Source organism: Streptomyces sp. NPDC001315 (genome assembly GCF_042896175.1).
In the GTDB taxonomy this organism is placed as follows: Bacteria; Actinomycetota; Actinomycetes; order Streptomycetales; family Streptomycetaceae; genus Streptomyces.
This window is the reverse complement of record NZ_JBIAWZ010000002.1, coordinates 286060-311288: the sequence shown is the minus strand read 5'-3', so window position 1 is coordinate 311288 and position 25229 is coordinate 286060. Positions and strand designations below refer to the sequence as shown.

The 25229-nt window shown below is 69.9% G+C and carries 26 protein-coding genes; 12 read left to right on the top strand and 14 right to left on the bottom strand.

Annotated features, from left to right (window positions below):
- Positions 1-50: 50 nt before the first annotated feature.
- Together ACFY16_RS08545 and ACFY16_RS08540 are read left to right on the top strand one after the other, a co-directional pair.
- Complete coding sequence (locus tag ACFY16_RS08545; RefSeq protein WP_390646350.1) at positions 51-1163, top strand: ferritin-like domain-containing protein; 1113 nt, start codon at positions 51-53, stop codon at positions 1161-1163.
- 81 nt (positions 1164-1244) lie between these two features.
- Positions 1245-1844: a Uma2 family endonuclease gene (locus tag ACFY16_RS08540; RefSeq protein ID WP_390646349.1), complete on the top strand. Its 600-nt coding sequence runs from the start codon at positions 1245-1247 to the stop codon at positions 1842-1844.
- On the opposite strand, the gene ACFY16_RS08535 is transcribed toward ACFY16_RS08540, so the two are convergent.
- From ACFY16_RS08535 to ACFY16_RS08505, 7 genes are all read right to left on the bottom strand, one after another.
- Positions 1841-2356, bottom strand: a complete 516-nt coding sequence (locus ACFY16_RS08535) for a DUF3291 domain-containing protein (protein ID WP_390646348.1) — start codon at positions 2354-2356, stop codon at positions 1841-1843. The two genes, ACFY16_RS08540 and ACFY16_RS08535, sit on opposite strands and share 4 nt — an antisense overlap.
- A gap of 44 nt (positions 2357-2400) precedes the next feature.
- Complete coding sequence (locus tag ACFY16_RS08530) at positions 2401-3858, bottom strand: penicillin-binding transpeptidase domain-containing protein (protein ID WP_390646347.1); 1458 nt, start codon at positions 3856-3858, stop codon at positions 2401-2403.
- A complete protein-coding gene (locus ACFY16_RS08525) occupies positions 3855-5258 on the bottom strand; it encodes an FtsW/RodA/SpoVE family cell cycle protein (protein ID WP_390646346.1) in 1404 nt (467 codons plus the stop codon). The genes ACFY16_RS08530 and ACFY16_RS08525 overlap by 4 nt, the downstream gene beginning before the upstream one ends.
- Before the next feature lie 65 nt (positions 5259-5323).
- Positions 5324-5767, bottom strand: a complete 444-nt coding sequence (locus ACFY16_RS08520) for an SH3 domain-containing protein (protein WP_390646345.1) — start codon at positions 5765-5767, stop codon at positions 5324-5326.
- Between the two features lie 118 nt (positions 5768-5885).
- Positions 5886-7166, bottom strand: coding sequence for an ATP-binding protein (locus ACFY16_RS08515; protein ID WP_390646690.1), 1281 nt, complete (start codon positions 7164-7166; stop codon positions 5886-5888).
- 50 nt (positions 7167-7216) lie between these two features.
- Positions 7217-7966, bottom strand: coding sequence for a hypothetical protein (locus ACFY16_RS08510; protein WP_390646344.1), 750 nt, complete (start codon positions 7964-7966; stop codon positions 7217-7219).
- A 73-nt stretch (positions 7967-8039) separates the two neighbouring features.
- On the bottom strand, positions 8040-8546 hold the full coding sequence (locus tag ACFY16_RS08505) for a dual specificity protein phosphatase family protein (protein ID WP_390646343.1): 507 nt from the start codon (positions 8544-8546) through the stop codon (positions 8040-8042).
- A gap of 100 nt (positions 8547-8646) precedes the next feature.
- On the opposite strand from ACFY16_RS08505, the gene ACFY16_RS08500 reads away from it, so the two are divergent.
- Positions 8647-9450: a nuclease-related domain-containing protein gene (locus ACFY16_RS08500; RefSeq protein WP_390646342.1), complete on the top strand. Its 804-nt coding sequence runs from the start codon at positions 8647-8649 to the stop codon at positions 9448-9450.
- A gap of 284 nt (positions 9451-9734) precedes the next feature.
- Here ACFY16_RS08500 and ligD read toward each other — a convergent pair whose 3' ends face one another.
- Complete coding sequence (gene ligD / locus ACFY16_RS08495; RefSeq protein ID WP_390646341.1) at positions 9735-10616, bottom strand: non-homologous end-joining DNA ligase; 882 nt, start codon at positions 10614-10616, stop codon at positions 9735-9737.
- Positions 10617-10678: 62 nt separating this feature from the next.
- On the opposite strand from ligD, the gene ACFY16_RS08490 reads away from it, so the two are divergent.
- Positions 10679-11746, top strand: coding sequence for a Ku protein (locus tag ACFY16_RS08490; RefSeq protein WP_390646689.1), 1068 nt, complete (start codon positions 10679-10681; stop codon positions 11744-11746).
- Positions 11747-11831: 85 nt separating this feature from the next.
- On the opposite strand, the gene ACFY16_RS08485 is transcribed toward ACFY16_RS08490, so the two are convergent.
- The 5 genes from ACFY16_RS08485 to ACFY16_RS08465 all read right to left on the bottom strand — a co-directional run bounded on the left by ACFY16_RS08485 (position 11832) and on the right by ACFY16_RS08465 (position 17363).
- Positions 11832-12149 carry a hypothetical protein gene (locus ACFY16_RS08485; RefSeq protein ID WP_390646340.1) on the bottom strand — a complete coding sequence of 106 codons (318 nt, stop codon included), beginning with the start codon at positions 12147-12149 and terminating at the stop codon, positions 11832-11834.
- A 45-nt stretch (positions 12150-12194) separates the two neighbouring features.
- On the bottom strand, positions 12195-13529 hold the full coding sequence (locus ACFY16_RS08480) for an acyltransferase (RefSeq protein ID WP_390646339.1): 1335 nt from the start codon (positions 13527-13529) through the stop codon (positions 12195-12197).
- Between the two features lie 198 nt (positions 13530-13727).
- Positions 13728-14213, bottom strand: a complete 486-nt coding sequence (locus ACFY16_RS08475) for a DUF2269 family protein (RefSeq protein ID WP_390646338.1) — start codon at positions 14211-14213, stop codon at positions 13728-13730.
- A 247-nt stretch (positions 14214-14460) separates the two neighbouring features.
- Complete coding sequence (locus tag ACFY16_RS08470) at positions 14461-16029, bottom strand: MFS transporter (RefSeq protein ID WP_390646337.1); 1569 nt, start codon at positions 16027-16029, stop codon at positions 14461-14463.
- A complete protein-coding gene (locus ACFY16_RS08465; protein WP_390646688.1) occupies positions 16026-17363 on the bottom strand; it encodes an MFS transporter in 1338 nt (445 codons plus the stop codon). Before ACFY16_RS08465 ends, ACFY16_RS08470 begins: the two co-directional genes overlap by 4 nt.
- Positions 17364-17606: 243 nt before the next feature.
- On the opposite strand from ACFY16_RS08465, the gene ACFY16_RS08460 reads away from it, so the two are divergent.
- Positions 17607-18248, top strand: coding sequence for a TetR/AcrR family transcriptional regulator (locus tag ACFY16_RS08460; protein WP_390646336.1), 642 nt, complete (start codon positions 17607-17609; stop codon positions 18246-18248).
- Between the two features lie 204 nt (positions 18249-18452).
- Here ACFY16_RS08460 and ACFY16_RS08455 read toward each other — a convergent pair whose 3' ends face one another.
- Positions 18453-19409 carry a GlxA family transcriptional regulator gene (locus ACFY16_RS08455; RefSeq protein WP_390646335.1) on the bottom strand — a complete coding sequence of 319 codons (957 nt, stop codon included), beginning with the start codon at positions 19407-19409 and terminating at the stop codon, positions 18453-18455.
- A 73-nt stretch (positions 19410-19482) separates the two neighbouring features.
- Between ACFY16_RS08455 and ACFY16_RS08450 the strand changes: the two genes are divergently transcribed.
- The 7 genes from ACFY16_RS08450 (at position 19483) to ACFY16_RS08420 (ending at position 24938) form a co-directional block, all read left to right on the top strand.
- A complete protein-coding gene (locus tag ACFY16_RS08450; RefSeq protein ID WP_390646334.1) occupies positions 19483-20151 on the top strand; it encodes an HD domain-containing protein in 669 nt (222 codons plus the stop codon).
- Positions 20152-20315: 164 nt separating this feature from the next.
- Entirely contained in the window at positions 20316-20909 is a 594-nt protein-coding gene (locus ACFY16_RS08445) for a carbonic anhydrase (protein ID WP_390646333.1), read from the top strand.
- A gap of 134 nt (positions 20910-21043) precedes the next feature.
- Positions 21044-21445, top strand: a complete 402-nt coding sequence (locus ACFY16_RS08440; RefSeq protein WP_390646332.1) for a hypothetical protein — start codon at positions 21044-21046, stop codon at positions 21443-21445.
- Entirely contained in the window at positions 21442-21882 is a 441-nt protein-coding gene (locus ACFY16_RS08435; RefSeq protein ID WP_390646331.1) for a hypothetical protein, read from the top strand. The genes ACFY16_RS08440 and ACFY16_RS08435 overlap by 4 nt, the downstream gene beginning before the upstream one ends.
- A 154-nt stretch (positions 21883-22036) precedes the next feature.
- Positions 22037-22912 carry an NmrA family NAD(P)-binding protein gene (locus ACFY16_RS08430; protein WP_390646330.1) on the top strand — a complete coding sequence of 292 codons (876 nt, stop codon included), beginning with the start codon at positions 22037-22039 and terminating at the stop codon, positions 22910-22912.
- A 15-nt stretch (positions 22913-22927) separates the two neighbouring features.
- On the top strand, positions 22928-23782 hold the full coding sequence (locus ACFY16_RS08425; protein WP_390646329.1) for an oxidoreductase: 855 nt from the start codon (positions 22928-22930) through the stop codon (positions 23780-23782).
- Positions 23783-23861: 79 nt separating this feature from the next.
- A complete protein-coding gene (locus ACFY16_RS08420) occupies positions 23862-24938 on the top strand; it encodes a zinc-dependent alcohol dehydrogenase family protein (protein WP_390646328.1) in 1077 nt (358 codons plus the stop codon).
- The last annotated feature ends 291 nt before the right edge of the window (positions 24939-25229 follow it).

Here is a 25229-nt window from a genome sequence, read left to right as displayed (position 1 = left end):
CCCTCGCGCATGACTTGTTGACTCGGCGTCTACGTGTGAGCCTGCGAGGTATGCCGACCTATGAGCTCTATGCCAAGGACCCGGGAGACCCCCACTGGCAGGTGCCGGCCGCCGGCGCGGCCCGTTTCAGCTGGGAATACGACGACGGCCGGGACCGCCTGCTCGCCCTCTACCAGAAGGGCAAGGACAAGCAGTGGGACGGGCAGCAGCGGATCGACTGGGACCTGGAGGTCGATCCGTACGACCCGCTCGGCACGCCGGAGGAGGCGATGACCCTGTACGGGACCCCGTACTGGGCGAAGATGACCGACCGCGACAAGGGTGAGCTGCGCCGGCACTTCGCGTCCTGGCAGTTCAGCCAGTTCCTGCACGGCGAGCAGGGCGCGATGGTCTGCGCCGCCCGCATCGTCGAGTCCGTCCCCGACCTGGACGCGAAGTTCTACTCGGCGACCCAGACCATGGACGAGGCCAGGCATGCCGAGATCTACGGCCGTTTCCTCCACGAGAAGATCGGGATGCTCTACCCGATCAACGACAACCTCCGCTCCCTCCTCGGCGACACCCTCCGCGACAGCCGCTGGGACATGCCCTACCTCGGCATGCAGGTCCTCATCGAGGGCCTCGCCCTCGCCGCCTTCGGCATGATCCGCGACACCACGAACAAGCCCCTGCCCAAGCAGATCCTCGCCTACGTCATGCAGGACGAGGCCCGGCACGTGGCCTTCGGCCGCATGGCGCTCAGGGACTACTACAAGCAACTGAGCGACGCCGAACTGCGCGAACGCGAGGAGTTCGTCATCGAGGGCTGCTACCTGATGCGCGACCGGCTGCGCGGCGTCGAGGTCCTGGAGAACTTCGGCATCCCGAAGGCCGAGGCGGAGGAACTGAGCGAGCGGTCCGAATTCCTGCAGCTCTTCCGCCAGTTGCTCTTCAGTCGCATAGTCCCGTGCGTCAAGGACATCGGCCTGTGGGGCAAACGCCTCCAGCAGGCCTATGTCGACATGGGCGTCTTCGAGATGGGTGACTCGAACCTGGACCTGCTGATGGCTCAGGACGAGGAGATCGCCGAGCAGCTCGACGCGGAGCGATTCGTGGCGGAGGAGCGGGAGCGGGTGGCGGAGGTGGAGGAGGCGATCGAGGAGGGTCAACGACTCGGCGATTGATCACTCGATCGACGGGCGAATCGGCATATTCCCCTGGGTACGCTGACCATGCCAGGCAGACTCCGGCGTATGGGAGCAATCATGAGCGCCGCACGTGACTACGGGCTGGACGACGACTACGAGTGGGCTCGTCCGCCTGAGGGTGGCTGGACGGCGGACGACCTGGACCGACTCCCGAATCTTCCTCCGCACACGGAGCTGATCGACGGGAGTCTTGTCTTCGTGAGTCCGCAGACTCGTTTCCACGCACGTGCCATGCTCTTGCTGGTGAACGCCCTTCTGGACCAGGTGCCAGAGGAGCTGAACGTCATCCACGAGATGACCATCAAGCTCGGCAAGCGCAATCGGCCGGAACCGGATGTCCTGGTGTTCCGTGGGGACGCCGACACCGGCCCTCAGCAGACCTGGTATCGGCCCGAAGACGTCGTGATCGCTGTCGAGATCGTCTCGGAGGATTCGGAGGAGCGAGACCGGGAGGTGAAACCACGGAAGTACGCGCAGGCGGGCATTCCGCACTACTGGCGCGTCGAAGAGAACGAGGGTCTTCCGGTGGTCTACGTCTACGAACTCGACCCCGCCACCCAGACGTACGGCCTGATCGGAATCTTCCACGACAAGCTCCAGTTGACCGTCCCGTTCCCTGTCGAGATCGACCTCACCGCGATCAACCGCCGCCGCTAGACCCCGCAGCCCAGCCCTTCCGGCAGCTCGCCGAGCACCGGTGTCGATGCCCCCGCCGGGAACGACGTCCGCAGAGTGAACGCGTACGCCGTCGCCCCGTGCGCCCGCAGATGCCGCAGCCGGTCCTCCGCCTCCGCGACCGTCGGCCGGTGGCCCGCCGGTACCCACCACAGGGTCGCCATCGCTTCCTCGGCCCGTTCGAACCACTCGCGGCGGCGGGCCAGCAACTCCCGGTGCTGTCCCTGGTACATGAAGGCGGTCAACGCGTTGGTGTCCCGCCATACCGACATGTTGATGATCAGCCAGTCGTCCCCGAAGACGGCGATGTCCGTCGCGTCCCCCGAGTCGCTCTGCAGCCGCCAGACGAACCCGTCCGCCGCGTCGGCGACGGCGTTCACGGGGTCGAGGGCGTCGACGAAGTCCTTCAACTCGGGGGAATCCAGCGGGAACTTGAGACGGGCGATGTTGACCTGGGCGAGTTCGTACACAGCTGCGGCTGTGGCTTCAGTCATGGGTGAAAGGTAGGACGGGCCTGTACGGCTGCGGAACCCCCGTCTCATCCGGCGAGCACCGCCTCCATCACGGCCCGCGCGATCGGCGCCGCGTCGCCGCCCCCGCTGATCTCCCCGCGGTTCGCCGACGCGTCCTCCACCACCACCGCGACCGCGACCTTCGGCTCCATGTCCTGTTCGTCCTGCGCCCAGGACACGAACCAGGCGTACGGAATCCCGGAGTTGCCGACGCCGTGCTGCGCGGTACCCGTCTTGCCGCCGACGATCACGCCGGGGATCGCGGCGTTCGTGCCGGTGCCCCTCTCCACCACGTCGGTCATCAGCTCGCGCAGCCGCACCGCCGTCGCGGGTCGCATCACCTGCTGGGCGAGCCGTGAGCCCGCCGTCCCCACCGTGCTGCCGCTCCGGCGGGTGGTGCGCTCCACCAGGTACGGCGGCCGCATCTGCCCCCCGTTCGCCACCGCCGCCGCGACCATCGCCATCTGCAACGGCGTGGCCCGCGTGTTGTACTGGCCGATCGACGACAGCGCGAGCTGCGCCCGGTCCACCGAGGTGTCGAAGGTGCTCGTCGCCACCGAGAACGGGATCCTCAGGTCCGTGTCGTTGAAGCCGAAGGCCTGCGCGGTGGCGACCATGTCGTGCGCCCCCACGTCCACGCCCAGCTTCGCGAACACGGTGTTGCACGACCACTCGAACGCCTCCCGCAGCGGAGCGTCCTTGCAGCCGTCGCCCTCGTTCGTCAGGCGCGTCGTCGTCCCGGGCAGGGTGTACGGGGCAGGGGAGTCCGTCGGCGCGTCCACGTCCGTGATCACCCCCGCGTCCAGCGCCGCCGCCGCGGTGACCACCTTGAAGGTCGAACCCGGCGGATACGTCTGCCGCACCGCCCGGTTCAGCATCGGCTTGTCCGGGTCGCCGTTCAGTCGTGCCCAGGCCGCCTTCGCCGCCGGGCCGTTCCCCGACAGCTCCGCCGGGTCGTACGACGGCGCCGACACCAACGCCAGGATCCGCCCGGTCGACGGCTCGATCGCCGCCACCGCCCCCTTGCGCCCGGCCAGCCCTTTGTACGCCGCCCGCTGCGCCGCCGGACGGAGGGTGGTGACGACCTTGCCGCCGGGGGGCCGGCCGCGCGTGAGGTCGTTCCACAGGGGGAACGGCGCGAGCATCGGGTCGGTGCCCGACAGCACCCCGTCCTCGGCGTGCTCCAGCAGTGTCGTGCCGTACTCCTGGGAGGAGAAGCCGGTCACGGGCGCGTACAACGGGCCGTCCGTGTACGTGCGTTCGTAGCGGAGTTGCTCGCGCGTGTCCCGGGAGCCGGTGACCGGCTTGCCGCCGACCAGGATGTCGCCGCGGGGCTGGCCGTAACGGGCGATCACGGCACGGCGGTTGGCCGCGTTGTCGTCGTAGGGTCCGGCCTGGAAGACCTGGACGCGGGTGGCGTTGACGAGCAGCGCGACCAGCAGCAGGGCGCAGAAGGCGGCGGCGTGCCGGATGTACTTCGTCACGGCGCCACCTGACCGTCGTACTGACTGCGGGCCGAGTCGCTCACCCGGATCAGCAGCGCCACGATCGCCCAGTTGGTGACCACCGACGAGCCGCCCTGCGCCAGGAACGGCATCGCCATGCCGGTCAGCGGGATCAGGCCCGTCACGCCGCCCGCGATGACGAACACCTGGAGCGCCACGATCGAGGCGAGACCGACCGCGAGCAGCCGGCCGAACGGCTCGCGCAGGGCGAGGCCCGCCCGGTAGCCGCGCTCCACGAGGAGGCCGTAGAGGAGGAAGATCGCGGAGAGGCCCAGCAGGCCCAGCTCCTCGCCCGCCGTGGCCAGGATGAAGTCCGACTTGGCCGCGAAGCCGATGAGGATGGAATGGCCGAGGCCGAGGCCCGTGCCCAGCATCCCGCCCGCCGCGAAGGCGAACAGGGACTGCGCCAGCTGGTTCGGGCCCCGCCCCGCCCTGATCGTCGCGAACGGGTCCAGCCAGTCCTCGACCCTGCTGTGCACATGCGGCTCCAGCCAGCCGACGGCGACCGCGCCGAGCGCCGCGAGCAGCAGGCCGACCGCGATCCATCCGGTGCGGCCGGTGGCGACGTAGAGGAGGACGACGAACAGGCCGAAGAACAGGAGCGAGGTGCCGAGGTCGCGCTCCAGGACGAGGACACCGACGCTCAGCAGCCAGATGCCCACGATCGGGCCGAGTACGCGCCCGGTGGGGAGCTGGATCCGCTTGAACCTCCATACCTGGCGGCCGGCGTAGGCCAGGGCGTTGCGGTTGGCGGCCAGGTACGCGGCGAAGAACACCGCCAGCAGCACCTTCGCGAACTCGCCCGGCTGGATGGAGAATCCGGCGATCCGGATCCAGATACGGGCGCCGTTGACGGCCGGGAAGAAGATCGGGAGCGTGAGCAGGGCGAGGGCGGCGACCACACAGACGTAGGCGTACCGCTGGAGCACGCGGTGGTCGCGCAGGAACAGCGCGACGGCGATGAACAGCGCCACGCCGAGGGTGGACCACACCAGCTGGGTGGGCGCGGCCCGTTCGCCGGGGGTCTCCAGGTCGAGACGGTAGATCAGCACCAGCCCGAGTCCGTTGAGCAGCACACCGATGGGCAGGAGCAAGGGATCGGCGTACGGGGCGCGCAGCCGCACCGCCAGGTGCGCGAACAGCGCGAGCACACCGAGCCCGGCGCCGTAACCGGCGGCGCCGGGCGGGACGGTGCCGTGTCGGGCCAGGCCGACGGCGCAGTATCCGTACACGGACAGCAGTACGGCGATGACGATGAGGGCCAGTTCGATGCCACGGCGCCGGGGGAGGCGTACCGCGGGAGCGGGTGCCCGCGCCGCTACGGCGGTTCCGCTCCCGGTCCCTGTTCCGCTCCCGGTTCCTGTTCCGGCTGGGGTCATGTCCGGAACATACCCAAATACAATTCTTTATCTGGCTTGAATGCCTTGATCTGCCGTGCCCGGAATCAGCACCAGCGCGGTGCGGGGCCGATGTTGTCGATGTAGCGTGCCGGGCCCCACGCCCAGGTGCCGTCCGTCAGGAGGTACCAGAGAGGGTTGCCCCGCACGTTGTCGCCCGCGGTCTTGCAGAAGATCGAGACGATCTCGCCCTGGCGGGCGCGCCGGATCACCTGGCTGCCGCGGTCCGGCCGGCTGCGCAGCAGCAGACCGCCGCGGGCGGTGACGACGCCTGTGTACCAGCGGGGGTCGCCCTGGTCGCTCTGCTGGTCCTGACCGGCGGGGCCGGGATCGTCACCCCGCTGGCCGAATGCGTTTCGCGGCTGACCGGAGCGCGGGTCGCCGCCTTCCCTGACGTCGTGGGCGGCGGCAGGCGTGACGGCGGCGGTGGCGACGAGGGCGCCGGCGGCGGTCGCGATGGCGAGACGGGCGAGGGCGGAGCGCGCGGACATCGCTGGGTACCTCCGTGAACAGGGGCGAAACTGACTGATCGCCATATACCGCCACATTAGGAGCAGTGCATCACCGGCGCCCGCCACGCTGCGCCATCGGGGAGCCGCCGCAACCCGTTCACTCGCGGCCCGGTCGATCGAGAGCCGCGTCCCCCGCCGCCGTGGCTGCCTGAGGGAGCGTCAGCCGGGCCATCGCCCCGCCGTCCGGGGCGTTGGTGAACTCCAGGCGGGCGCCCAGTACCTCCGACTGGCCCAGGGCGATGGTCAGACCGAGGCCGTGACCCTTGGTGCCGCCCTCCGTACGGAAGCGCTGGGGTCCGTGTGCCACGAGGTACTTCGGATAACCGTCGCCGTGGTCCCGCACGGTGACGACCGGCCCGTCCACGGTCAGCACCACCGGCGCCCGCCCATGCCGGTGCGCGTTCGCGACGAGGTTGCCCAGCACCCGTTCCAGGCGCCGCCGGTCGGTCTCCACGCGCGCGTCCCGTACGACCCTGACCTCCGTGTCCGTGCCGGAGCCCCGTACGACCCGCCGGGCCAGCGCGCCCAGCTCCTCGGTGTCCACCTCCAGCCGCTCCCGCCCGGTGTCCAGCCGGGAGATCTCCAGCAGGTCCTCGGTGAGCGTGCGCAGCGCCGCCACCCGGTCGCGCACCAGCTCCGTCGGCCGCCCGGGCGGCAGCAGCTCGGCCGCCGCGTGCAGCCCTGTCAGCGGGGTGCGCAGCTCGTGCGCCACGTCCGCGGTGAACCGCTGCTCGCTCAGCAGCTTGCCCTGCAGCGACGACGCCATGGTGTCCAGCGCGGCGGCGACCGCGGCCACCTCGTCCTGCGGTCGCGTCGGGTCCTTCGTCCGGGGATCGTCCACGCGCGCGTCCAGGTCGCCCGCGCTGATCCGCCGGGCCACCCGCGCCGTGGCGTGCAGCCGCCGGGCGACCCGCGTCACCGCGAACGCTCCCACCAGCACCGTCGCCCCGATCGCCAGCCCCGACGACCACACGATCGCCTGGTCCAGGCCCGCTATGGTCCGCGCCTGCTGCGCGTAGTCGACCTCGACGGCCAGCGCCCGGCCGCCGTCGGCGGGCCCCGCCGCCCACATCGACGGCCGGCCGCCGTGATCGGCGACCATCGTGCCGCGCTTCCCGGCCACCGCCAGCGCCCGCAGCGGCGCGGGCAGCCCCTCCGGGTCGACACCGGCGCCCGGCAGCAGCCTGTCCCCGGCCTCGTACGCCGCCGTCGCGTCCGCCAGCCGGGACAGCGCGAGGTCGCGGGCTTGGCCGACGGTCTGGTTCGTCACCTGGACGTGCACGAGTACGCCGAGCAGCGCGGCGAGCGCGCAGCACATCACGATGATGAACACCGCCGCCTTCACCGCCAGGGTCCCGGCCCACCGGGGGAGCCTCATCGAGCTCGCGGCTCTCACCGAGCTCATGGCTCGCATGGCTCTCATCGGCCTCATCGCGCGCTCGCCGAGGGGGAGCGTGAGGGCCGGGGGGACGACTGGGACTGGTGGCGGGACTCCTGGGGCGGCTGGGTTCCTCCGCCGGTTCGCAGCATCTCGTCGTGCGTCAGCAGCATCGCCTTCTGTTCCGCGTCCCAGGTCCACTGGAGGCGGTACTCGTAGCCCGCGACCTCCGACGGCGACCGGACGATCACGGACCGCCCGGCCAGCTCGACCGCGCTCAGGGCGTCCTCGTAGGACATGACCTGCACCAGCCGGTGCTCCTCGACGGTGTAGACCCGCACGGCCGTCAGCTCGCCGGGCAGCAGCCGGAAGCCCAGTGTCAGGTCGTCGTGCCCGTCGCCGGTCAGATCCCGGTAGTACGGCCGGAGGACGGGACACCCCTCCGCACCTTCCTGGCAGTCGACCATCCGGCTCGCCGTCCCCCGGTACCGCGCCTTGTCGCCGCGGTAGTCACCCGGGTCGGCCGCGATCTCGGCCCGCACGACCGCCGGCGGATCCACCTTGCGGATGTCGTCGCCCGGTACGGTCACGCCCTTCACGGTCTTCCTCTCCGCCTCGTCGAAGTCGAAGGCCGGCGAGGACGCCGGTGGCAGTTCCGGCCAGAGCCGGGCCGGGCTGTTCGCGGTCGGGGCCGCCCCGGCGCCGCGCAGCCCGCCCGCGTCACCGCAGGCCGTCACCGCCGCCGACAGCACGACGGCAATGACGGCGAGTGCGGTACGCGTGGGTCGACTGAGGGGCACGGGACTCCTGCGGGTAGGGACGACTGGGCCCCGGACACCTATTGATGGGAAAGTTCTCTTTGTGTACTCGGCTCTACTCGGCGAGCTCCTCCAGCAGCCGGGCCGTCGACAGGCCGGCCCGCAGGTACTCGACGAACAGTTCGTTGTGCAGCGCCCAGGGGGAGCGCCGGGACCGTATCAGCCGGATCGCCTCGTCGGCCGAGTGCCCCCGCCGGACCAGCGCGTGCGCGACGACGAGCCCCGAGCGGTTGTAGCCGTGGTAACAGCGGACGAGGACCCTGCGCCGCTGGTCCAGCGCGTCGCTCGCGGCCTGCGCCAGCCGAATCACGCCCGCGAGCTGCGTCCCGTCCAGCGGCCCGTCGGGAATGGGCCACACATGGTGCTCGACCTCGGAATCGGGCCCATGCCCCGGCAGCCGCAGCAGCGTCTGCACGAGATCGAATTCGTTCCGTACGACCGCGAACTCCAGCTGCCCGGAACGGCTCCGGAACTCGTGCCCGCCCATCCACAGCCCGGGCACGATCTCGCTCCACGGGCTCTGCGGTGCGGGTACGTCGGGTTGCTTTCTGCGGGTCCGCAACGGCGTCCTCCCCAACCGCCCAGCCAACTCCTTCCAAAGGTAGCCGGGTTCTTGCCCCTGGAGCACCCCGCCTGTTCCCATGGTCAGGGGGTGATGGTGCATGAGCGGACTGCGCGTCGTACCGACCTGGCGGCACGGCCGGGAACGGCTGTACGTCTGCTTCCCGGACGGCCGGAACATCGCCTGGTACGACCGTGAGGCGGCCCGGGTCAACCTGCTCAGCGAGGACAGCCGGGAGGACGTACTGGAAGCCCTGGGCCCCTTCCTGACCGGCCCGGTCGCGGTGGGCCCGCCCCCGGTTCCCACCCCCGCCGAGCTGGCCCGGCTCGCCCTCCACCCCGACGACGACCTGGCCCCCAACCGCCCCGGCGAGGCACTGCTGGTGGCCCTCGACCGGGAACCGGCCGCGTCCCACCGGCTGCGCCCCGACCCGCGCCGCCGGGCGCTGGAGGCGGAACAGACGGTCGGCGAGGCACTGGACCGCCTGGACGGCGCGGGCTGGCACACCCTGCACTCCGTCCCGCTGCCCGGCGGCGACCGCGTCCACCACCTGGCGATCGGCCCCGCCGGCCTGTTCGTGATCCACGCGCTGCACGCCCGTAAGCAGCGGGTCGTCGTCGCCGATCCCATGGTCACGCTGGGCCGGCGGGAGCCGCAGCCACTGCTGCGCCGCGTCCGCGCCGACGCCGACCGCGCGTCCTACGCCCTGACCGCCGAGGTCCGCCCGGTGCTGGCCCTGGTCGGCCCGGCCGGGCTGCGCCTCACCGCCCCGACCCGCGGGGTCCGCGTCCTCACGGACACCGACCTCGCGGACCTGGCCCGCCTGGGCGGGGTGCTCAAACCGGCGGACGTGGAGGCACTGCACGCGATGGCGCGGGACCGGCACACGTGGTCGCGGGTGTGAGGGCTGTCGCTCCGCGGCTTCAGGGCCAGCGGGCCGGCATGGCCCGCGGCCGCGGGACAGCGGGCCGGCACGGTCCGGTGAGGGTGGCGGCCCGGCATGGTTCGGTCGGGCCGGCGGGGTGCGGCCGGGTGGGGGTCGGCACGGTCTGGTGAGGGTGGTGGGCTTGCGGGGTGCGGCCGGGGCGGCGGACCCGCACTCTCCGGTCAGGGCAGCGGGCCGGCACGGTCCGTTCAGGGCAGCGGGCCCGCACTCTCCGGTCAGGGCAGCGGGCCGACACGGTCCGGTCAGGGCAGCGGGCCCGCACGGTCCGGGTCGAGGACCGGGGCGAGCAGATCGCCGTAGTCCTGCACGCGAGGCGCGATGTCCTGCGCCCGGAACGCCAGCTGCGCGGGCGCCCCGCACTCCTCCACCTCCCCCCAGGTCACGGGCGCCGACACCAGCGGCTCCGCCCGCGCCCGTAGCGTGTAGGGAGCCGCTGTCGTCTTCCGTGCGGCGTTCTGGCTCCAGTCGACGAACACCTTCCCGGGCCGCAGGCTCCGCGTCATCCGGTGGACGACCATCCGCGGCATCGCCCGCTCCGCCTCGACGGCGAGCTCCTTCGCGTACTCCGACACCTGCTCGGACGACGCCCCCCGCACCGCCGCCACCAGATGCAGCCCCTTCGACCCGGAGGTCTTGGCACACGCCTCGATGCCGTCGCCGGCCAGCCGCTCCCGCAGCCACAGCGCGACCTCGCAGCACTCGACGACGGTGGCGGGCGCCCCCGGATCGAGATCGAGGACGATCCGGTCGGCAAGCTCAGGCTTCTGGACGACCCACTGAGGGGTGTGGAACTCGGTGACGAGGTTGGCGGCCCACATCAGACTGGCCAGATCCTGCACGAGCACCATCCGGGCCGGCCCCTCCGACCGGGGCACCTCGGCGGTGGTGACCCAGTCGGGCGTACCCGGCGGGACGTTCTTGGTGAAGAAGACCTGCCCGTCGGGCCCGTCCGGGTACCGCAGGAAGGAGACCGGCCGATCACGCAGATGGGGCAGCAGGACGTCGGCGGTCGTCGCGTAGTAGTGCAGCACCTCCCCCTTGGTGAACCCGGACGCCGGATACAGCACCTTCTCCAGATTGCTGAGCGCGAGCCGTCGTCCCTCCACCTCTGTGATAGGCGTCATACGATGAGAATCCCACACATAGCGCGCGTCTCATGACAAACGGTGTCGGAGCGATCGAAAGGGTGCTGCACGTGCGATCCATCTGGAACGGCGCCATCTCGTTCGGCCTGGTCAGCATCCCCATCAAGCTGGTGAACGCCACCGAGAGCCATTCGATCTCCTTCCGCCAGTTCCACACCGAGGACGGCGGCCGCATCCGCTACCGCAAGTTCTGCGAACTGGAGGAGCGCGAGGTCAGCTCGGCGGAGATCGGCAAGGGGTACGAGGACGCGGACGGCACGATCATCCCGATCACCGACGACGACCTGACCCGGCTGCCGATCCCGACGGCGCGGACGATCGAGATCGTGGCCTTCGTCCCGGCGGACCGGATCGACCCGCTCCACATGGACAGCGCGTACTACCTCGCCGCGAGTGGCGCCCCGGCCGCCAAGCCGTACACCCTGCTGCGCGAGGCGCTGAAGCGCAGCAACAAGGTCGCCATCGCCAAGTTCGCCCTCCGTGGCCGCGAGCGCCTGGGCATGCTGCGCGTCGTGGAGGACGCGATCGCCATGCACGGCCTGCTCTGGCCGGACGAGGTGCGCGCTCCCGAGGGCGTCGCCCCCGACACCAAGGTCACCGTCAACGACAAGGAACTCGACCTCGCCGACGCCCTCATGGACACCCTGGGCGAGGTCGACATGGAGGACCTCCACGACGAGTACCGCGAGGCCCTCGAACAGGTCATCGCCGCGAAGGCGGCAGGGGAGGCACCTCCGGAGAGCCCGGAACCGGCCACCGGCGGCAAGGTCCTCGACCTGATGGCGGCCCTGGAGAAGAGCGTACGGGCGGCACAGGAGTCGCGGGGCGGGGAGGCGGAGGAGGCGGAGGTCAGGCATCTTCCGGCCGCGCGTAAGTCGGCGCGGGCTCAGCCGAAGGAGACCGGGGGGAAGAAGTCGACTTCCACCGCGAAGAAGACGGCTGCCTCCGGCTCGGCGAGGAAGTCGACGGCGAAGTCGGCGCACGGGGCGAAGAAGACGGCGGAGACGAAGAGCACGGCCAAGAGCACGACGAAGAAGACGGCTGCCAAGACGGCGACGGCCGGGAAAACGGCTGCCAAGAAGACGGCGGCACGCAAGCGCTCGGCGTGACTTCACCACGCGACGCCACGCGACGCCACATCATGCCGTGCCACGCCCGGCATCAGGGCAGGTCCGCATCGGCGCTGCCGAACCGCTACCGAAGCTGCCGCAGGTTGCGCTCCCGCAGCCCCCACATCTCCTTGCCCCCGGCGCCCTCGAAGCGCACGGCACCCGCACGAACGAGCAGCTGCCGGAGTTCGTCCGCGGGGAACCCGCCTATCCGCCGTTCGATCAGCTCGAAGCTGCGCTGGACCCAGTCCGGGTGCAGCAGCAACTGGCGGATCGCCTCCTCGGCCATGAACTCGGTCTTCAGCTCCGCGCGCAGCCGTGCCGTCTGCAGCCTCAGCGCGGCGAACGAGCTGATGACGGACACCATCAGGGCAACCGCCGCTGAAATGAGGGCACTTGTCATGGGGGCAGCGTAGGGCCGATCGACACGGGCCCGACCGCCGAGGCGTCAAGCGGCCTCTTCCACGGCGCTCCCGTGTTCCTGTTCCTCGGACCGGGGTGTGGCCCTCACGCCGGGGAGCATCACCAGCCCCGTGCCCAACGCGAGCCCCAGCGCGGGCAGTACCGGGAACCGTCCGTCGTAGGCGAAGCCGTGCCCGGCGAAGTAGCCGAGGGCCCAGACGCTCGCGGCGAGACCGAGCCACAGCAAGGAGGACCGCCGAAGGGGACCGGCTTCCGGGCGCCGGGTCCGCTCGTAAAGCACCACCAGCCCCCGCTCCAAGGGTCGCAACGCCCACACGACCCCGATCAGCACCACCCCGAGCACCAGCAGCCAGGGCACCCGCAACCCCCACCACGCCACCGACCCGAACGCGGGCTGAGGTGCGATCCCGGTCAGATAGAAGGCGGCGGCAGCGACCAGCACCGGCAGCATGTGCCACAGATACAGCGTCATACTGGCGCCCCCCACGGTCCGCACCACCCCCCACACCCGCCCGCGCTCCAGCAGGCGCCGCACCAGGGGCGCGGCCAGCAGACACAACCCGACCTGCGCCACCGCCCACGCGAGCATGGCCGCCGACGGGGGATTGGTGTTGCTGGGCGTCTGCCCGGTCACGAGGATCAGGCTGACGGGGAAGGGCCCGAGCGAGACCAGCGCGACGAAGGCCGTGATGCCGCTGACGGCCATGGCGGCCGGCGCCACCCGTCGCCCGCCGAACATCCCGTCCCGCCAACAGAATCCGAGCTGATACGTCACACCCCACACGAGCAGGTAGTCGAGCAGCCCGACAACCGGCACATGAAACCCGACCGCCAGCCCATCGGCCAGGAGAGCGACCGCCCCCATACCCAGCGGGACGAGTACCCCGCGCCGCCGGTGCGCCGCGTGGAGGACCGGCGTCAGTGCGCTGAGCAACAGATACACCGGAAGAAACCAGAACTGCATGGCCATGGCCCACCCCACGAGCGCCAGGGTCCCCCGGTCCACGCCGACGGCCTCGCAGACCCCGAGGGCGAACAGCACCAGCCCGCTGTAAACGGCGGCAGGCAGCAACAGCCGCAACACCCGCTGCCGCACCCACCCCCCGGCTGTCCCACCGGCCGCCCGCGCCCGTTCCCAGGAGCCGCCGGCGGCGTAGCCCCCGGCCAGAAAGAACAGCGGCATGATCTGAAAAACCAGCGTCAGCCACTGCGTCCAGGGAACGGTGGCCAGCAACTCAGGCGCACGGATCTCTCCGTCCGGCCCGCGCACGAGGGCGGTGATCAACCAATGGCCGCCCACGACAAGGAGAATCGCCCAGGCACGCAGGAAGTCGACGTACCGATCTCTGCCACGGCTCATGCGTCGCCATGCTGCCCCAGGCCGGCAAGCGGTTACGGCGGAAAGTCCGGCTCGCAACCAATCCGTGGCCGGTACGACACCACGAGCGCGCGTCACCCAACCTTGGTCCGGCCTGCACGGCTCGCGCCTGCCTCGGCTCATGGGGTGGAGGCGGTGGGCAAGTCCGGAAGAGCTCGGGGCCATACGGTGGCCGAGCCGTCATGCGCCTGTCGTCGAGCCGGGGCGGACGATCATCAGGACCACCACGATCAGCCAGGCGAGGGCGAACAGGCCGGTGATCATCGACAGTCGGGGCAGCCGGGCGATCAGGGCCTCCCCGGCGGTCGACGTCTGTTCGGGCTGGTCGAGCTGGGTGACCACGTCGTCCTGGGTGCCGAGCACCGCGATGCCCAGCAGGACGGCGGCCACCGCTGTCAGCGCCATGGAGGCGATGAGCCAGGCGCTGCCCATCACGCCCATCACCTGGGCGGTGCCGACACCGAAGGCCGGGACGGAGACGCCGACCACGGAGTAGACCCGGCAGATCCGGTGCAGCAGCCGGACCGAGCCCTCGGCCGACTGCTGCTCGGGTCCGTCGGCCAGTGCCTGGCGCGCGAAACGCGGGAACAAGCTGGCCGCAATGGTGACCGGTCCTATGAGCAGGATCGCCGCCAGCACGTGGATGCTGAGCAGGAATTTGGCCATGCCGGTGTCTTCCTTTCGCGCGCACGCCGACGCGGGGCGTCAAGCGCACGGTTTCTGTCTGGCTTGAACTGGGCCGACGATCGATCACGGCGTCGCCCGGAGGTCCGGCCCCCGTGTGACCGGTGCTCAGTTCCCGGGCGGTGCCGGTGCTGATGGCTGTGATCGGCGATCAACACCGGTTGTTCGGAGGGACGTTGTTCGACCAGAAGTCCTGTGGGCGCCTCACACCGTCCCCTTGACGTACCACTTACGCTTCGGCGGATGTCCGGGGACTGTGAACCTTGTGGCGGACGAACAGCGCCGCAGGCACGGCCATGACGATCAGTACAACTCCGCCTATGACGTTGCCCAGGTGCACGGCGTCGGTGAACGCCCTCGGTACGGCGGTTCCCACCACGTGAGCGAGGGATGCGGGGAGGTCTGTCGCGCCGCCGCCGCCGTGTGACGCCCCCTCCACGATCCTGTCCGCCTGCGGCGAGGGGATGCCTGCCTCGACGAGGCGGTCGTGCAGGTTCCGGGGGAAGCGACTGGTGACGACAGTTCCGAGCACACTGGGGCCGAGCACCGTTCCCAGCTGACGAGCCATGTTCACCGCTGCTGCCGCCATGCCCTCCTGCTGTGGGGAGACGCTGTTGACCGCGGCAGCCGTCGAAGGCGCCGTCAGCAGGCCCGCGCCGATGCCCGCCACGAGCAGCCCGGGCCACATCGCCCCGTAACCTCCCGAGGCATCGGTCGCGAGCATCGCGAGAGACCCGGCTCCGATGAGGACCAGACCCGCGGTGATCAAGGGTGTGAGGCCGACCCGGCGTACCAGTACCCGGGCGGACACCACGGTGACCAGGAGGAACGTTCCGAACAGCGGCAGCAGGCGCACGCCTACGTCGAGGGGACTGGTCTGTCCCACGCGTTCCATGTAGAGCACGCTGAGCAGGGCGACACCGACCAGTCCGAAAACGCTGACAGCAGCCACGCCCATGACGGCCGAGAAGGAAGCGCTCCGAAAGAGCCTCAGGTCCAGCATGGGGTCGGGGTGGCGGAGTTCTACGCGTACGAACATGAACAGGGATACAGCGAAGACCACATACATGGTGATGATCGGCGCCTTGGTGTATCCGGTGGCGCCACCCTGAATGATCGCGTAGGTGGCCGAGGCCGTCACCACTGTGCCCAGGACGAGGCCCGCAAGATCGAGCTTGCGCGTGGGGTGTCTGGACTCGGCCACGAAGACCGGGGCCAGGAGGAGGGCCGCGCCGGCGATGACGATGTTGGCGATGTAGACAGCGTGCCAGGAGAAGTGTTCGAGGAGGACTCCGGCGAGGATCGGGCCGATGGCCAGGCCCACCCCGGAGCACGCGGCCCAGATGCCGATCGCGGCGGTGCGCTCGTGCGGGTCGGTGAAAGTGGCACTGACAATCGCCAGGCTCGTCGGCAGGACGGCTGAGCCGCCGAGGCCCGCGATCGCCTGTGCGGTGATGAGCATGCCGGCGCTGTCGGCGAAAACAGCGAGTACGCTGCCGGCCAGGAAGACGGCGGCACCCAGGCTGAACACGCGCCGACGTCCCACGAGGTCGCCGAAGGTCCCGGCGGACATCACGAAGCTCACGACGGCAAGGCTGTACGCGCTGGTGATCCATACCAGCGTGCTCGCAGTGACGTGCAGGTCGCTTTGTATGTCGCCCAGGGCCGAGATGGTGGAGGTGACGTCGACGAAGGCCATCATGACGCCGAGGCAGACCACCAGCAGGCCGAGCCAGCGGGCCCGCCCGCTGCCGGGGGCCGCGGCGCGGGAAGCCTGAGCCGGAACGGACGCGGTCATCGGACTGTCACCGCCCTTTTCTGCGACACGCCCAGCGACACCACAGCTGCGGCCACCATGAGGGCCATCGCGGCCCACCATGCGTGCCGATAGGTCTCCAGAGAGGCTCCACCGGAGGCGGTACCGAGCATGGCGACCAGGATGCTGATGCCGACGACCGAGCCGATCTGAGTTGCCATGGTCACGATGGCACTGCCGGTAGCGGCCTGCTCGGGGCGCAGACCGACCGTCGCGGAGGAGACGACGGTCGGCAGCGCCAAGCCGGCGCCGAACCCGAAGAGCAGCCAGCACGGGAGGATTCCGGAAGCGTAGTTCGGCTCGTTGTGCAGGAGAACGACGAAGAGCAGGATGCCGGCAGAGGCGATCGCACTGCCGACCGCCGCGATGACACCGGCTGGGATCCGGAATCGGCGCTGGAGGGTTTCACTGGCAGTAGCAGCCAGCGCGAAGCCGATCGGGCCGGGAAGACTGGCGCATCCGGTTTTGATGGCGGAGTAGTGCCAGTGGTTCTGCAGCCAGAGGATCGTCGACAGCAGGAGGCTGGCGAACGAGGCCAGTTGCAGCATGCCGGCGAGGTTCGCCGAGGCGAAGATCCGGTCACGGAACAGAGAAAGGTCGACCACGGGCACCTGGTGCCGTGACGAGCGGAACAGGAACGCCATCAACCCGACCACTGCCACCACCAGAGACGTGATGACCCGGGTGTCCGACCAGCCCCAGTCGGGCGCCTTCACCACGCCGAGCGCCAGGGCGCCGACCATGACGATCAGCAGGACGCCGCCGAGCAGGTCGGGGATGCGGGCGTCTTGCTCGTGCTTGACGTTGGCCACGAGCCGGGCGGCCAGCGCGATGGCGAGCAGTCCGACGGGAATGTTCACCAGGAACAGCCACCGCCAGGAGATCTGGACCAGTAGCCCGCCGAAAATCGGTCCGCACACCCCGGACAGCGAGCCCGCGGTGAACCAGATCTTGACATACCGTTCCACCTTGTCGGCGGGGGCGCTCGTCAGGACCAGGCCGAGGCTGGCGGGGGTCAGCAGGGCGGCGCCCAGCGCCTGAATGGCACGGAAGACGACCAGCACCCATACGTTGCCGGACAGAGCCGCCCCGAGGCTCGCCGCCACGAAGACGGACATGCCGAGAAGGAAGCCGCTCTTGCGTCCGAAGCGGTCGGCGAGCCGCCCCGCAGGGACGAGAAGGGCGGCGAAGACGATCGCGTAGCCATTGAGCACCCAGCTCAGGTCCGACAAAGAGGTCGAACCCAAGCCCTGCCCGATGTTCGGCAGACCGACGTTGGTGATCCATACGTCGAGTTGGCCAAGGAAACTCGCCATGGCCAGCACAGCGAGGATGAGAGCCGGCCGTGCGTTCGACGTGCCCCCGCCTCCCCTCTGCGCTTTCAGCGCTTTCACAGGGGTCATCTGATCTTGCGAAGACATGCGTGTTCTATCCGTTCCATGGGCTTCGGGGGATGCCGTGAGTGACTGGCGGCAGAGTTCTGGACCGCATTGTCAAGAACCCTATGGAGTTCTGGAACGAGATGTCAAGAATGCCTGTGGGGCCTGTAAGCTGGCCCCATGGGACGCCCACCGGGTTTTGACAGGACCAAGGTCATGCAGGCCGTCGAGCGGCAGTTCCGCCGTAGCGGATACGCCGGCACGAGCGTTGACGACATCGCCAGGGCGGGCGGGCTGGGCCGCGGCAGCCTCTATGCCGCCTTCGGCGACAAGAGCTCGCTGTACCTGCAGACGCTGGCGGCGTACTGCGACCGCACTGAGGCCGCGTGGGCGGCCGTGCTCGAAGGCCCCGACGAGACCGCGCTGGAACGGCTGCGGGCATATCTCGTGAAGTCGGCGCGGTTCGTCCACGACGCCCCCGACCGGCTCGGCTGCATGGTGACCGGCTTCGTCGTCGAGGGCGTCGACCACGATCCGCAGGCCGGCGAACGAGTCCGGCAGGCCCTCAGGAGAATCGAGGACTCACTGACCGAGTGCGTTCAAGCTGCGCAGCGCCATGGCGACCTCGATCCCGAGGCGGACGCCCGGGGGATCAGCCGACTGCTCATGGCCGTCAACCGCGGCATGGAAGTGATGGCCAAGGCCGGGTTCGACGCAGCCGCGCTGGAGGGCGTTGCCGATCACGCCTTCGGAGGACTCCCGCTCACGGCACGATCCCGGTCCCGACAGGCGTCCCAGCCGGCCACCGCGCACGCGTCCTGAGCGCTCAGGCGCGACAGCAGCGCCATCACGTCCGCTGCTCGCTCCCGCTCATGGCCGCGAGGGGTCCAGGCCGGCGCCTTGACCGAGGTTTTCCTGCACTGCCGGCGAGGGCCGCGGCGCACCTGGATCCCGGTGCGTGCGTATTCAACGTCAGGTGATCTCCTCGGAGGGGCACGGAGGTCTGATGGCGGCGGTTGCGCGCGGTCAGGTCTGCGCCGACTCCGCCTTGTGGCGGAACAGAGACCGGTATTCCTGGGGGGAGGTGCCGAGGTGCCGGTGGAAGGCGGCCCGCAGGGAAGCGGGAGCACCGAAGCCGGTGAGGCGGCCGACCTGCTCGACGGGCACAGCGCTCGCCTCCAGCAGTTCGCGTGCTCGGTCGATGCGCGCGTCGGTCAGCCAGGCCATCGGCGTAGTGCCGGTCTCCTCGCGGAAGCGGCGGATCAAGGTCCGCCGGGACATATGGGCCTGCTCCGCGAGGTCGTCGACAGTGAGGGTGGCCGCGAGGTTGTCGAGCATCCACTCCCGCAGGGGAGCGAGCTCGTCTCCGCTGGCTTCGGGGCGGAACTGTTCGATGAACTGTGCCTGACCTCCCCGTCGCCGTGGCGGCGCGACGAGGTCCCGTGCGCGGGTGTTCGCCGCCGCCGCACCCAGGTCGGTGCGGATCAGGTGCAGGCACAGATCGATCCCTGCCGTCACGCCGGCGGACGTGAGGATGTCGCCGTCGTCCACGTAGAGCTGGTTCGGCAGGACATTGACGCGCGGGTAGCGCCGTCGCAGTTCCTCTGCGTGCCGCCAGTGCGTGGTGGCGGGGCGCCCGTCGAGCAGTCCGGCCGCGGCGAGGGCGAAGGCCCCGGTGCAGATGGAGACGAGCCGGGCGCCCCGGGCGTGAGCCGCCCGCAGCGCCGTCAGGAATCCCGGTGACGGGGTCGCGTCGATGTCGTCGTAACCCGGGATGATCACGGTGTCGGCGTCCGCCAGCGCTTCGAGACCGGCTCCGACAGTGATCGCGAATCCGGGCCCGGCTACGGGTCCGGACCCGGATTCGGCGCACACGGTCAGCTCGTAGTGCGGGTCCGTCCAGAAGATCTGCGTCGCGGCGCCGAATTCGAGCGCGAGCACACCGGGCAGCACGAGCACCGCAACCTGATGCCTGTTCTTCATAGTGGCACGACTGTAGCGCTGGTTGGCATCCGTGCCACTTTTCGCACGAGATCCCCTTTCATAGCGTCAAGTCATGACCAAAACTCCTCCTGCCCTCTTGAACAGGTCGCACGACGACGTACTCGCCCTCCCCACCGGGCCGCTGGTCGAGGCGAGCCTCGCCGCCGCCCGCGCTGCGGTGCACCCGTCCGTGCTGAACCACAGCATTCGCGGCTTCTACTGGGCCCGCCTGTTCGCCGCCCACAGGGGAGTTCTGAACGACGCGGACTACGACGAGGAACTCCTCTTCGCCGCCAACGTGATGCACGACCTGGGAACGGGCCCGGACGCACCCGGCCGGCTCCGCTTCGAGATGGAGGGCGCCGATCTCGCCGCCGCCGTGCTGAGCGGTCTCGGAGCCCCCGCCGGAGACGTCGACAAGGTCTGGGAAGCCATCGCTCTTCACACCACGCCGCAGATCCCCGAACGAATGGGGCTGCTGACCTACCTCACCTACGAAGGCATCTGGATCGACTTCGGCAAGAACGCCGACCTCGTGGCCGGGGAACAGGAGCGCATCCATGCCGCGTATCCGCGGCTGGAGATGGTCCGCCATCTGGCCGACGAAGTCCTCGCCCACGGTGCCCGCTCCGAGACGGCCGCGCCTCCCTACACGATCGCCTACCACCTTGCGCAGGAGCGGGCAGCCGACGGCGTCTCCTCCATGGAGCGCGGCGTGGCCGCCGGACCGTGGGGGGAGTAGCGAAGAGCCCTCACCACCATGGGTGAGCCTCCGCCGAAGGGTGTCCGGGCCGGGTCCGAGCCACGCTCGCGATCCGCACCACCCTCGGCGAGAGCCGCCCTTGCCGTGCCCGACGGCACCGTCCATCGGGAGATCGTCACCACCATGAGAAGCGGAGTCAGGCAGTGTCGAATTTTGCAGAGTTCACATTCCGAGGACAGCCGGGTTACAACGAAGCCGCGGTTCGGAAGATCATCACCAGCGTGATTCCCGTCAGGACGATCGTCATGTACTGCTTCGACCCCCGGGCCGCCGGGGCCGCACAAGCGGTGGCTGATTACTTCGGCGATGAGATCTACCCCGGTGAACTTCTCCTCGACGAGGCAGGCAGGAAGATCGGCTCCACAGCGACGGTGTTCCCCCTCATCGTCGGGGGCGGGCGCGCGGCAGAGGCTCTTCGCTCGATCGCGGTCTCCCAGCACCTCTTCGGAATCGAGCGAGTTGTTGTCGTACACCACTCCTTCTGCGGTGCCACCTCCTTCACGGCGGAGGGAATCACCGCTGCGTGGAAACAGGAGCAGCACACCGACATCTCGTCGTTGTACGACTGGGACGGCATCGCCATCACCGACTTCGAAAAGTCGCTCAACTACGACGTAAGCCTGATCCGCAACAGCCCGGGCACCCCGAAGCACGTTGAGATTTACGGCCTTTTCTACGACATCGATTCCGGCGAGCTGACCGAGATCGTCCGCGACGTTCCCGCCGAGGTTGCGTAACACTCGCCGAGGTCATCCGGCCCAGGCCCAGCGGGTGGCGGACGCCCGGGGAATCAGTCACCTGCTCATGGCGGTCGACCGGGGCATGGAAGTGCTGGCCAGGGCCGGGTTCGACGTGGTCGATCACCGGCGCCTTGGCGCGCAGTGTGCCCTCGACGGTCGCGGCAGCGGCCAGGGCTGCTGCCGCGAACAGGGCCACGGTGCGGATGTCCGTCCAGCCCCACCCCGGCCCCTCGACGGTGGCGAGCACCAGCAGGCTCACGGCCAGCAACAGTGCGAGGGCGGAAGCCGCGTCCGGCACAGCGGCACCCTTGGGCCGGCGCACCTCGGGCAGCAGCAGCGCGCCGGGCGAGAAGCAGCTGTTCGCCGGCCGGCCGTTCACCGCCGCCACCGTGGCTCTGTTCCTGTTCTCCGCCGGCTTCGCCATCGTCCTGCTCAGCACCGCGCTGTTCATGCAGGAGGTCTGGCACTTCGGCCCGCTGCGCGCAGGCGTCTCCATCGCCCCGGCCCCCTGGCCTCGATCGCCTTCGCCATGAACGCCGGACCCGTCCAGAGCCGCTTCGGACGCACCGCCCCCGCCGTGACCGGCACGCCGGCCATGGCACTCGCCGCCGCCTACTGGATCGCGACCGGGCACACCACCCCCGACTACTGGGGCGGCATGTTCCCGGGCCTGATCCTGGTCGGCCTGGCCGGCGGTCTGGCCCAGGCGCCGCTGTTCGCCGCCGCAGGCACCCTCGCCCCCGAACGCGCCACCACCGGCAGCGCCGTACTCAACATGAGCCGCCAGATCGGCAGCGCCGTACTCAACATGAGCCGTCAGATCGGCAGCGCCGTGGGCGTGGCCCTGCTCGTCGCCCTCACCCCGCAGGCCACGACCACCGGGTTCGACCATGCCTGGTCCGTCCAGGCCGGCGCCGGACTCGCCGCGGCCGCCGCGCTGCTCGCCCTCCGGCCCCGCCACACCCCTTGACCACAGGGCCGCGGCCACTCGGGGCGGACCCGCAGCCACAGCCTTCTGCTGGACGGGCCTGGCACCGCCCCTCACTCATCTTCTGCGGCACCCGCTCGCAGGACTGACGCTGGACTTCCCACCAGCTCCCTCTCAAGAAACGGAGATCACCATCATGGAACGCAACCTCCTCGTGATCGGGGCCACCGGCAAAACCGGCGGCCACACCACCGAACTCCTGCTGCAGCGCGGACACCGCGTCCGCGCACTCGTCCGCGGCCTCGACGGGCGCGCCGAGCGGCTCGCCGCCCTCGGAGCGGACGTAGTGGAAGGCGACGTCCTCGACCTGGACTCCCTGGCCCGGGCGACCAAGGGGATCGACGCCCTGTACTTCACCTATCCGATCCGTCCCGGCCTGATGGACGCCACCGCGAACGTGGCCCAGGCGGCGGAGGAGAACGGGGTCCAGGCGATCGTGAACATGTCGCAGGTCTCCGCCCGCCGCCACACCGCCAGCAACGCGGCCCGCCAGCACTGGGTCGCCGAACGCGTCCTGGACCACGCCCCGGTCCCCGTCACCCACATCCGCCCGACCTTCTTCGCCCAGTGGCTGATCGACACCTGGGCCGACGGAACCGGCGAACTACGCCTGCCGTTCGCCGACGGACGCCACGCCCCCATCGCGGAAAGCGACCAGGCGAAGGTGATCGCGGCCATCCTGGAAGACCCCGCCCCGCACGCCGGCCAGATCTACCCGCTGTACGGAGCCGAGGAACTCAACCACTACGAGATCGCCGAGAAGATGTCACGGGCGCTGGACCGTGAAGTCACCTACGTCCCCATCGAACTCGACGAATTCGCCGCCATCCTGCACGGGCGCGGCGCGCCGGACCACCTGATCCAGCACCTGCTCGCCGTGGCCGTCGACTACCGCAACGGCGTCTTCGCCGGCACCAACGACCTCGTGAAGACGATCGGCGGCAGCGACCCCCTCGACGTCGAGGGCTTCATCGCCCAGAACCGCGCGGCCTTCGACCTGCCCACCGCCTGAACATCGGAGAAGACAATGAGCGTTTGGTTCATCACCGGATCGTCTCGGGGCTTCGGCCTGGAGATCACCCGTGCCGCCCTCGCCGCCGGCCACCAGGTGGTCGCGACCGCGCGGAAGGCCGAAACCGTCCGCGAGCAGTTTCCCGACGCCGGCGACGCGCTGCTCACCGTGCCGCTGGACGTGACCGACCCGCAGAGCATCCAGGCGGCCGTCGACACGGCGGTCGAGCGGTTCGGCCGGATCGACGTCCTGGTCAACAACGCCGGCACCGGACTGCTCGCCGCCGTCGAAGAGTCCGACGACGCCGCGGTCCGCGCGGTGTACGAGACCAACGTGTTCGGCCCGCTCGCCGTCCAACGCGCCGTACTGCCGGTACTGCGCCGCCGGCGCTCCGGCCACGTGATCAACATCAGCTCCATCGTGGGCTTCGCCACCGCGCCGGGCTGGGGCATCTACGCCTCCACGAAGTTCGCCGTCGAAGGCTTCACCGAGACCCTCCACACCGAACTGGCCCCCCTCGGCATCCACGTGACGCTCGTGGAGCCGGGCTTCTTCCGCACCGACTTCCTCGACCCCGCCGGCCTGCACACCGGCCCCGACACCATCGACGACTACGCGCCCACCGTCGGCGCGATGCGGGCAGCCGCCGCGAGCCTGAACCACGCCCAGCCCGGCGATCCGGTCAAGGCCGCGCACGCCATAGTCGAGATGGCCGCCGCCCCCGAGCCACCCCTGCGCCTCCCGCTCGGAGCCGACACCCTGCAAGCCTTCGACGCCAAACTGGACACCTTCCGCAAGGAGATGGACGCCTGGCGGCACGTCGCCCTCGCCACCGATCACGACCAGGACCGCACCGTTCCTACAGACTGAGCACTGTGCTGGGACGCGGTACGCCGGGTACTTCGCTGCCCCGTCGGCCGACGCCGAGCGCGACCAAAGGAGAGATCTCATGCCCACGCCGCAATCCATGAGCGCGCTCGTAGCCCATGAGGTTGGCGAGCCGAGTGATGTCCTTCGGCTGGAAACCCGGCCTGTTCCCACGCCAGGATCCGGTCAGGCGTTGATCCGTGTGAAGGCGACTCCGATTCACGCCAGCGATCTGCATGCGCTGCGTGGCCGCTACGGTTTCTCCCCCGAATTTCCCACTGTCGGGGGCTATATGGAATGCGTGGGTCGTATTGAGGCCCTGGGCCCGGATACTGAGGGACTGACGATCGGCGAGCGCGTGGTGGTCGCTGCTGTCCCTGCGGTACCAGGGCCGCGTGTGGCGGGGACTTGGCAGGAATACCTCGTCGCCGATACGCATAGGCTTCTGCCGGTCTCCGATCGTCTGAGCGACTCCAGTGCCTGTCAACTCGCTGTGAATCCGTTGACCGCGCTGCTCCTGGTGACTCGCGAACTCGACGTACAGCCGGGTGAATGGTTGTTGCAGACGGCCGCGGGCTCCACCGTCGGCCGGCTCGTCCTTCAGCTGGCCGGACATCTGGGTATTCGCACGATCAATGTGGTGCGGCGGCGCGATGCCGTTGAGGAGATCAAGGCGCTCGGTGGCGACGAGGTCATTTGCACCGAGGACGAGGACCTGGTGCAGCGTGTGGCGGAGATTGCAGGACCGGCCGGCGTGCGCAAGGCCATCGACTGTGTCGCGGGCCATGTGGGTGCCCAGGTGTCACAGGCGTTGGCTCCTGGAGGAGAGGTCGTGGTCTACGGCGCGCTCTCCACCCATCGGCAGACTGACCCGGCAGCGCTGACGATCCCGCTGCAGGCACGCTCGGTCATCTACGAGACCAAAGCAGTCCGTGGCTTCTGGCTGAACCGCTGGTTCGGCACTGCTTCACCCGCGGATGCGCTGCGCGCGCTGTCCGAGGTTCGCAGTCTCGTCGCCGATGAGGTGCTGAGCATCCCCCAAGGCCAGCCGTTCCCGCTCGAACGCTTCACCGAAGCCATCTCGCTCGCCGAAGCACCCGCACATGGCGGCAAACCACTCTTCGTCTTCGAAGACGGCCGGGACAAAGCCGACGGGTAGGGCGCAGTCTTTGGATAGCGGAACGCTCTCGGCGGGCGGGCTGCCGGTGGTGGTCGCGCACGGGCGATGTCGCCTGGCCCAAGAGCGGGTGCCGCCTCGGCCGCTATTCCGCTCACGAGGCCGACGCTCCGAGTGAACGGCCAGGTTCCGATTTCGTGCCGGCCGTCACGGCGTCCCTGAGCTGACCCGCAGCCAGTGAACGCCCGACCGGAATGTGTGTCGGAGGTGTGTCGCGAACGCTGAGAGACAACGAGAGAGGGCGGGAGCCAGTGAGACTGACTCCCGCCCTCT

Coding starts and splice junctions, on each gene's coding strand:
- ACFY16_RS08545 (WP_390646350.1), top strand. CDS start 51: ATGCCGACCTATGAGCTCTATGCCAAGGACCCGGGAGACCCCCACTGG.
- ACFY16_RS08540 (WP_390646349.1), top strand. CDS start 1,245: ATGAGCGCCGCACGTGACTACGGGCTGGACGACGACTACGAGTGGGCT.
- ACFY16_RS08535 (WP_390646348.1), bottom strand. CDS start 2,356: ATGACTGAAGCCACAGCCGCAGCTGTGTACGAACTCGCCCAGGTCAAC.
- ACFY16_RS08525 (WP_390646346.1), bottom strand. CDS start 5,258: ATGACCCCAGCCGGAACAGGAACCGGGAGCGGAACAGGGACCGGGAGC.
- ACFY16_RS08520 (WP_390646345.1), bottom strand. CDS start 5,767: ATGTCCGCGCGCTCCGCCCTCGCCCGTCTCGCCATCGCGACCGCCGCC.
- ACFY16_RS08515 (WP_390646690.1), bottom strand. CDS start 7,166: ATGAGGCTCCCCCGGTGGGCCGGGACCCTGGCGGTGAAGGCGGCGGTG.
- ACFY16_RS08500 (WP_390646342.1), top strand. CDS start 8,647: ATGAGCGGACTGCGCGTCGTACCGACCTGGCGGCACGGCCGGGAACGG.
- ligD (WP_390646341.1), bottom strand. CDS start 10,616: ATGACGCCTATCACAGAGGTGGAGGGACGACGGCTCGCGCTCAGCAAT.
- ACFY16_RS08485 (WP_390646340.1), bottom strand. CDS start 12,149: ATGACAAGTGCCCTCATTTCAGCGGCGGTTGCCCTGATGGTGTCCGTC.
- ACFY16_RS08480 (WP_390646339.1), bottom strand. CDS start 13,529: ATGAGCCGTGGCAGAGATCGGTACGTCGACTTCCTGCGTGCCTGGGCG.
- ACFY16_RS08475 (WP_390646338.1), bottom strand. CDS start 14,213: ATGGCCAAATTCCTGCTCAGCATCCACGTGCTGGCGGCGATCCTGCTC.
- ACFY16_RS08470 (WP_390646337.1), bottom strand. CDS start 16,029: ATGACCGCGTCCGTTCCGGCTCAGGCTTCCCGCGCCGCGGCCCCCGGC.
- ACFY16_RS08465 (WP_390646688.1), bottom strand. CDS start 17,363: ATGGCGAGTTTCCTTGGCCAACTCGACGTATGGATCACCAACGTCGGT.
- ACFY16_RS08460 (WP_390646336.1), top strand. CDS start 17,607: ATGGGACGCCCACCGGGTTTTGACAGGACCAAGGTCATGCAGGCCGTC.
- ACFY16_RS08455 (WP_390646335.1), bottom strand. CDS start 19,409: ATGAAGAACAGGCATCAGGTTGCGGTGCTCGTGCTGCCCGGTGTGCTC.
- ACFY16_RS08450 (WP_390646334.1), top strand. CDS start 19,483: ATGACCAAAACTCCTCCTGCCCTCTTGAACAGGTCGCACGACGACGTA.
- ACFY16_RS08435 (WP_390646331.1), top strand. CDS start 21,442: ATGAACGCCGGACCCGTCCAGAGCCGCTTCGGACGCACCGCCCCCGCC.
- ACFY16_RS08430 (WP_390646330.1), top strand. CDS start 22,037: ATGGAACGCAACCTCCTCGTGATCGGGGCCACCGGCAAAACCGGCGGC.
- ACFY16_RS08425 (WP_390646329.1), top strand. CDS start 22,928: ATGAGCGTTTGGTTCATCACCGGATCGTCTCGGGGCTTCGGCCTGGAG.
- ACFY16_RS08420 (WP_390646328.1), top strand. CDS start 23,862: ATGCCCACGCCGCAATCCATGAGCGCGCTCGTAGCCCATGAGGTTGGC.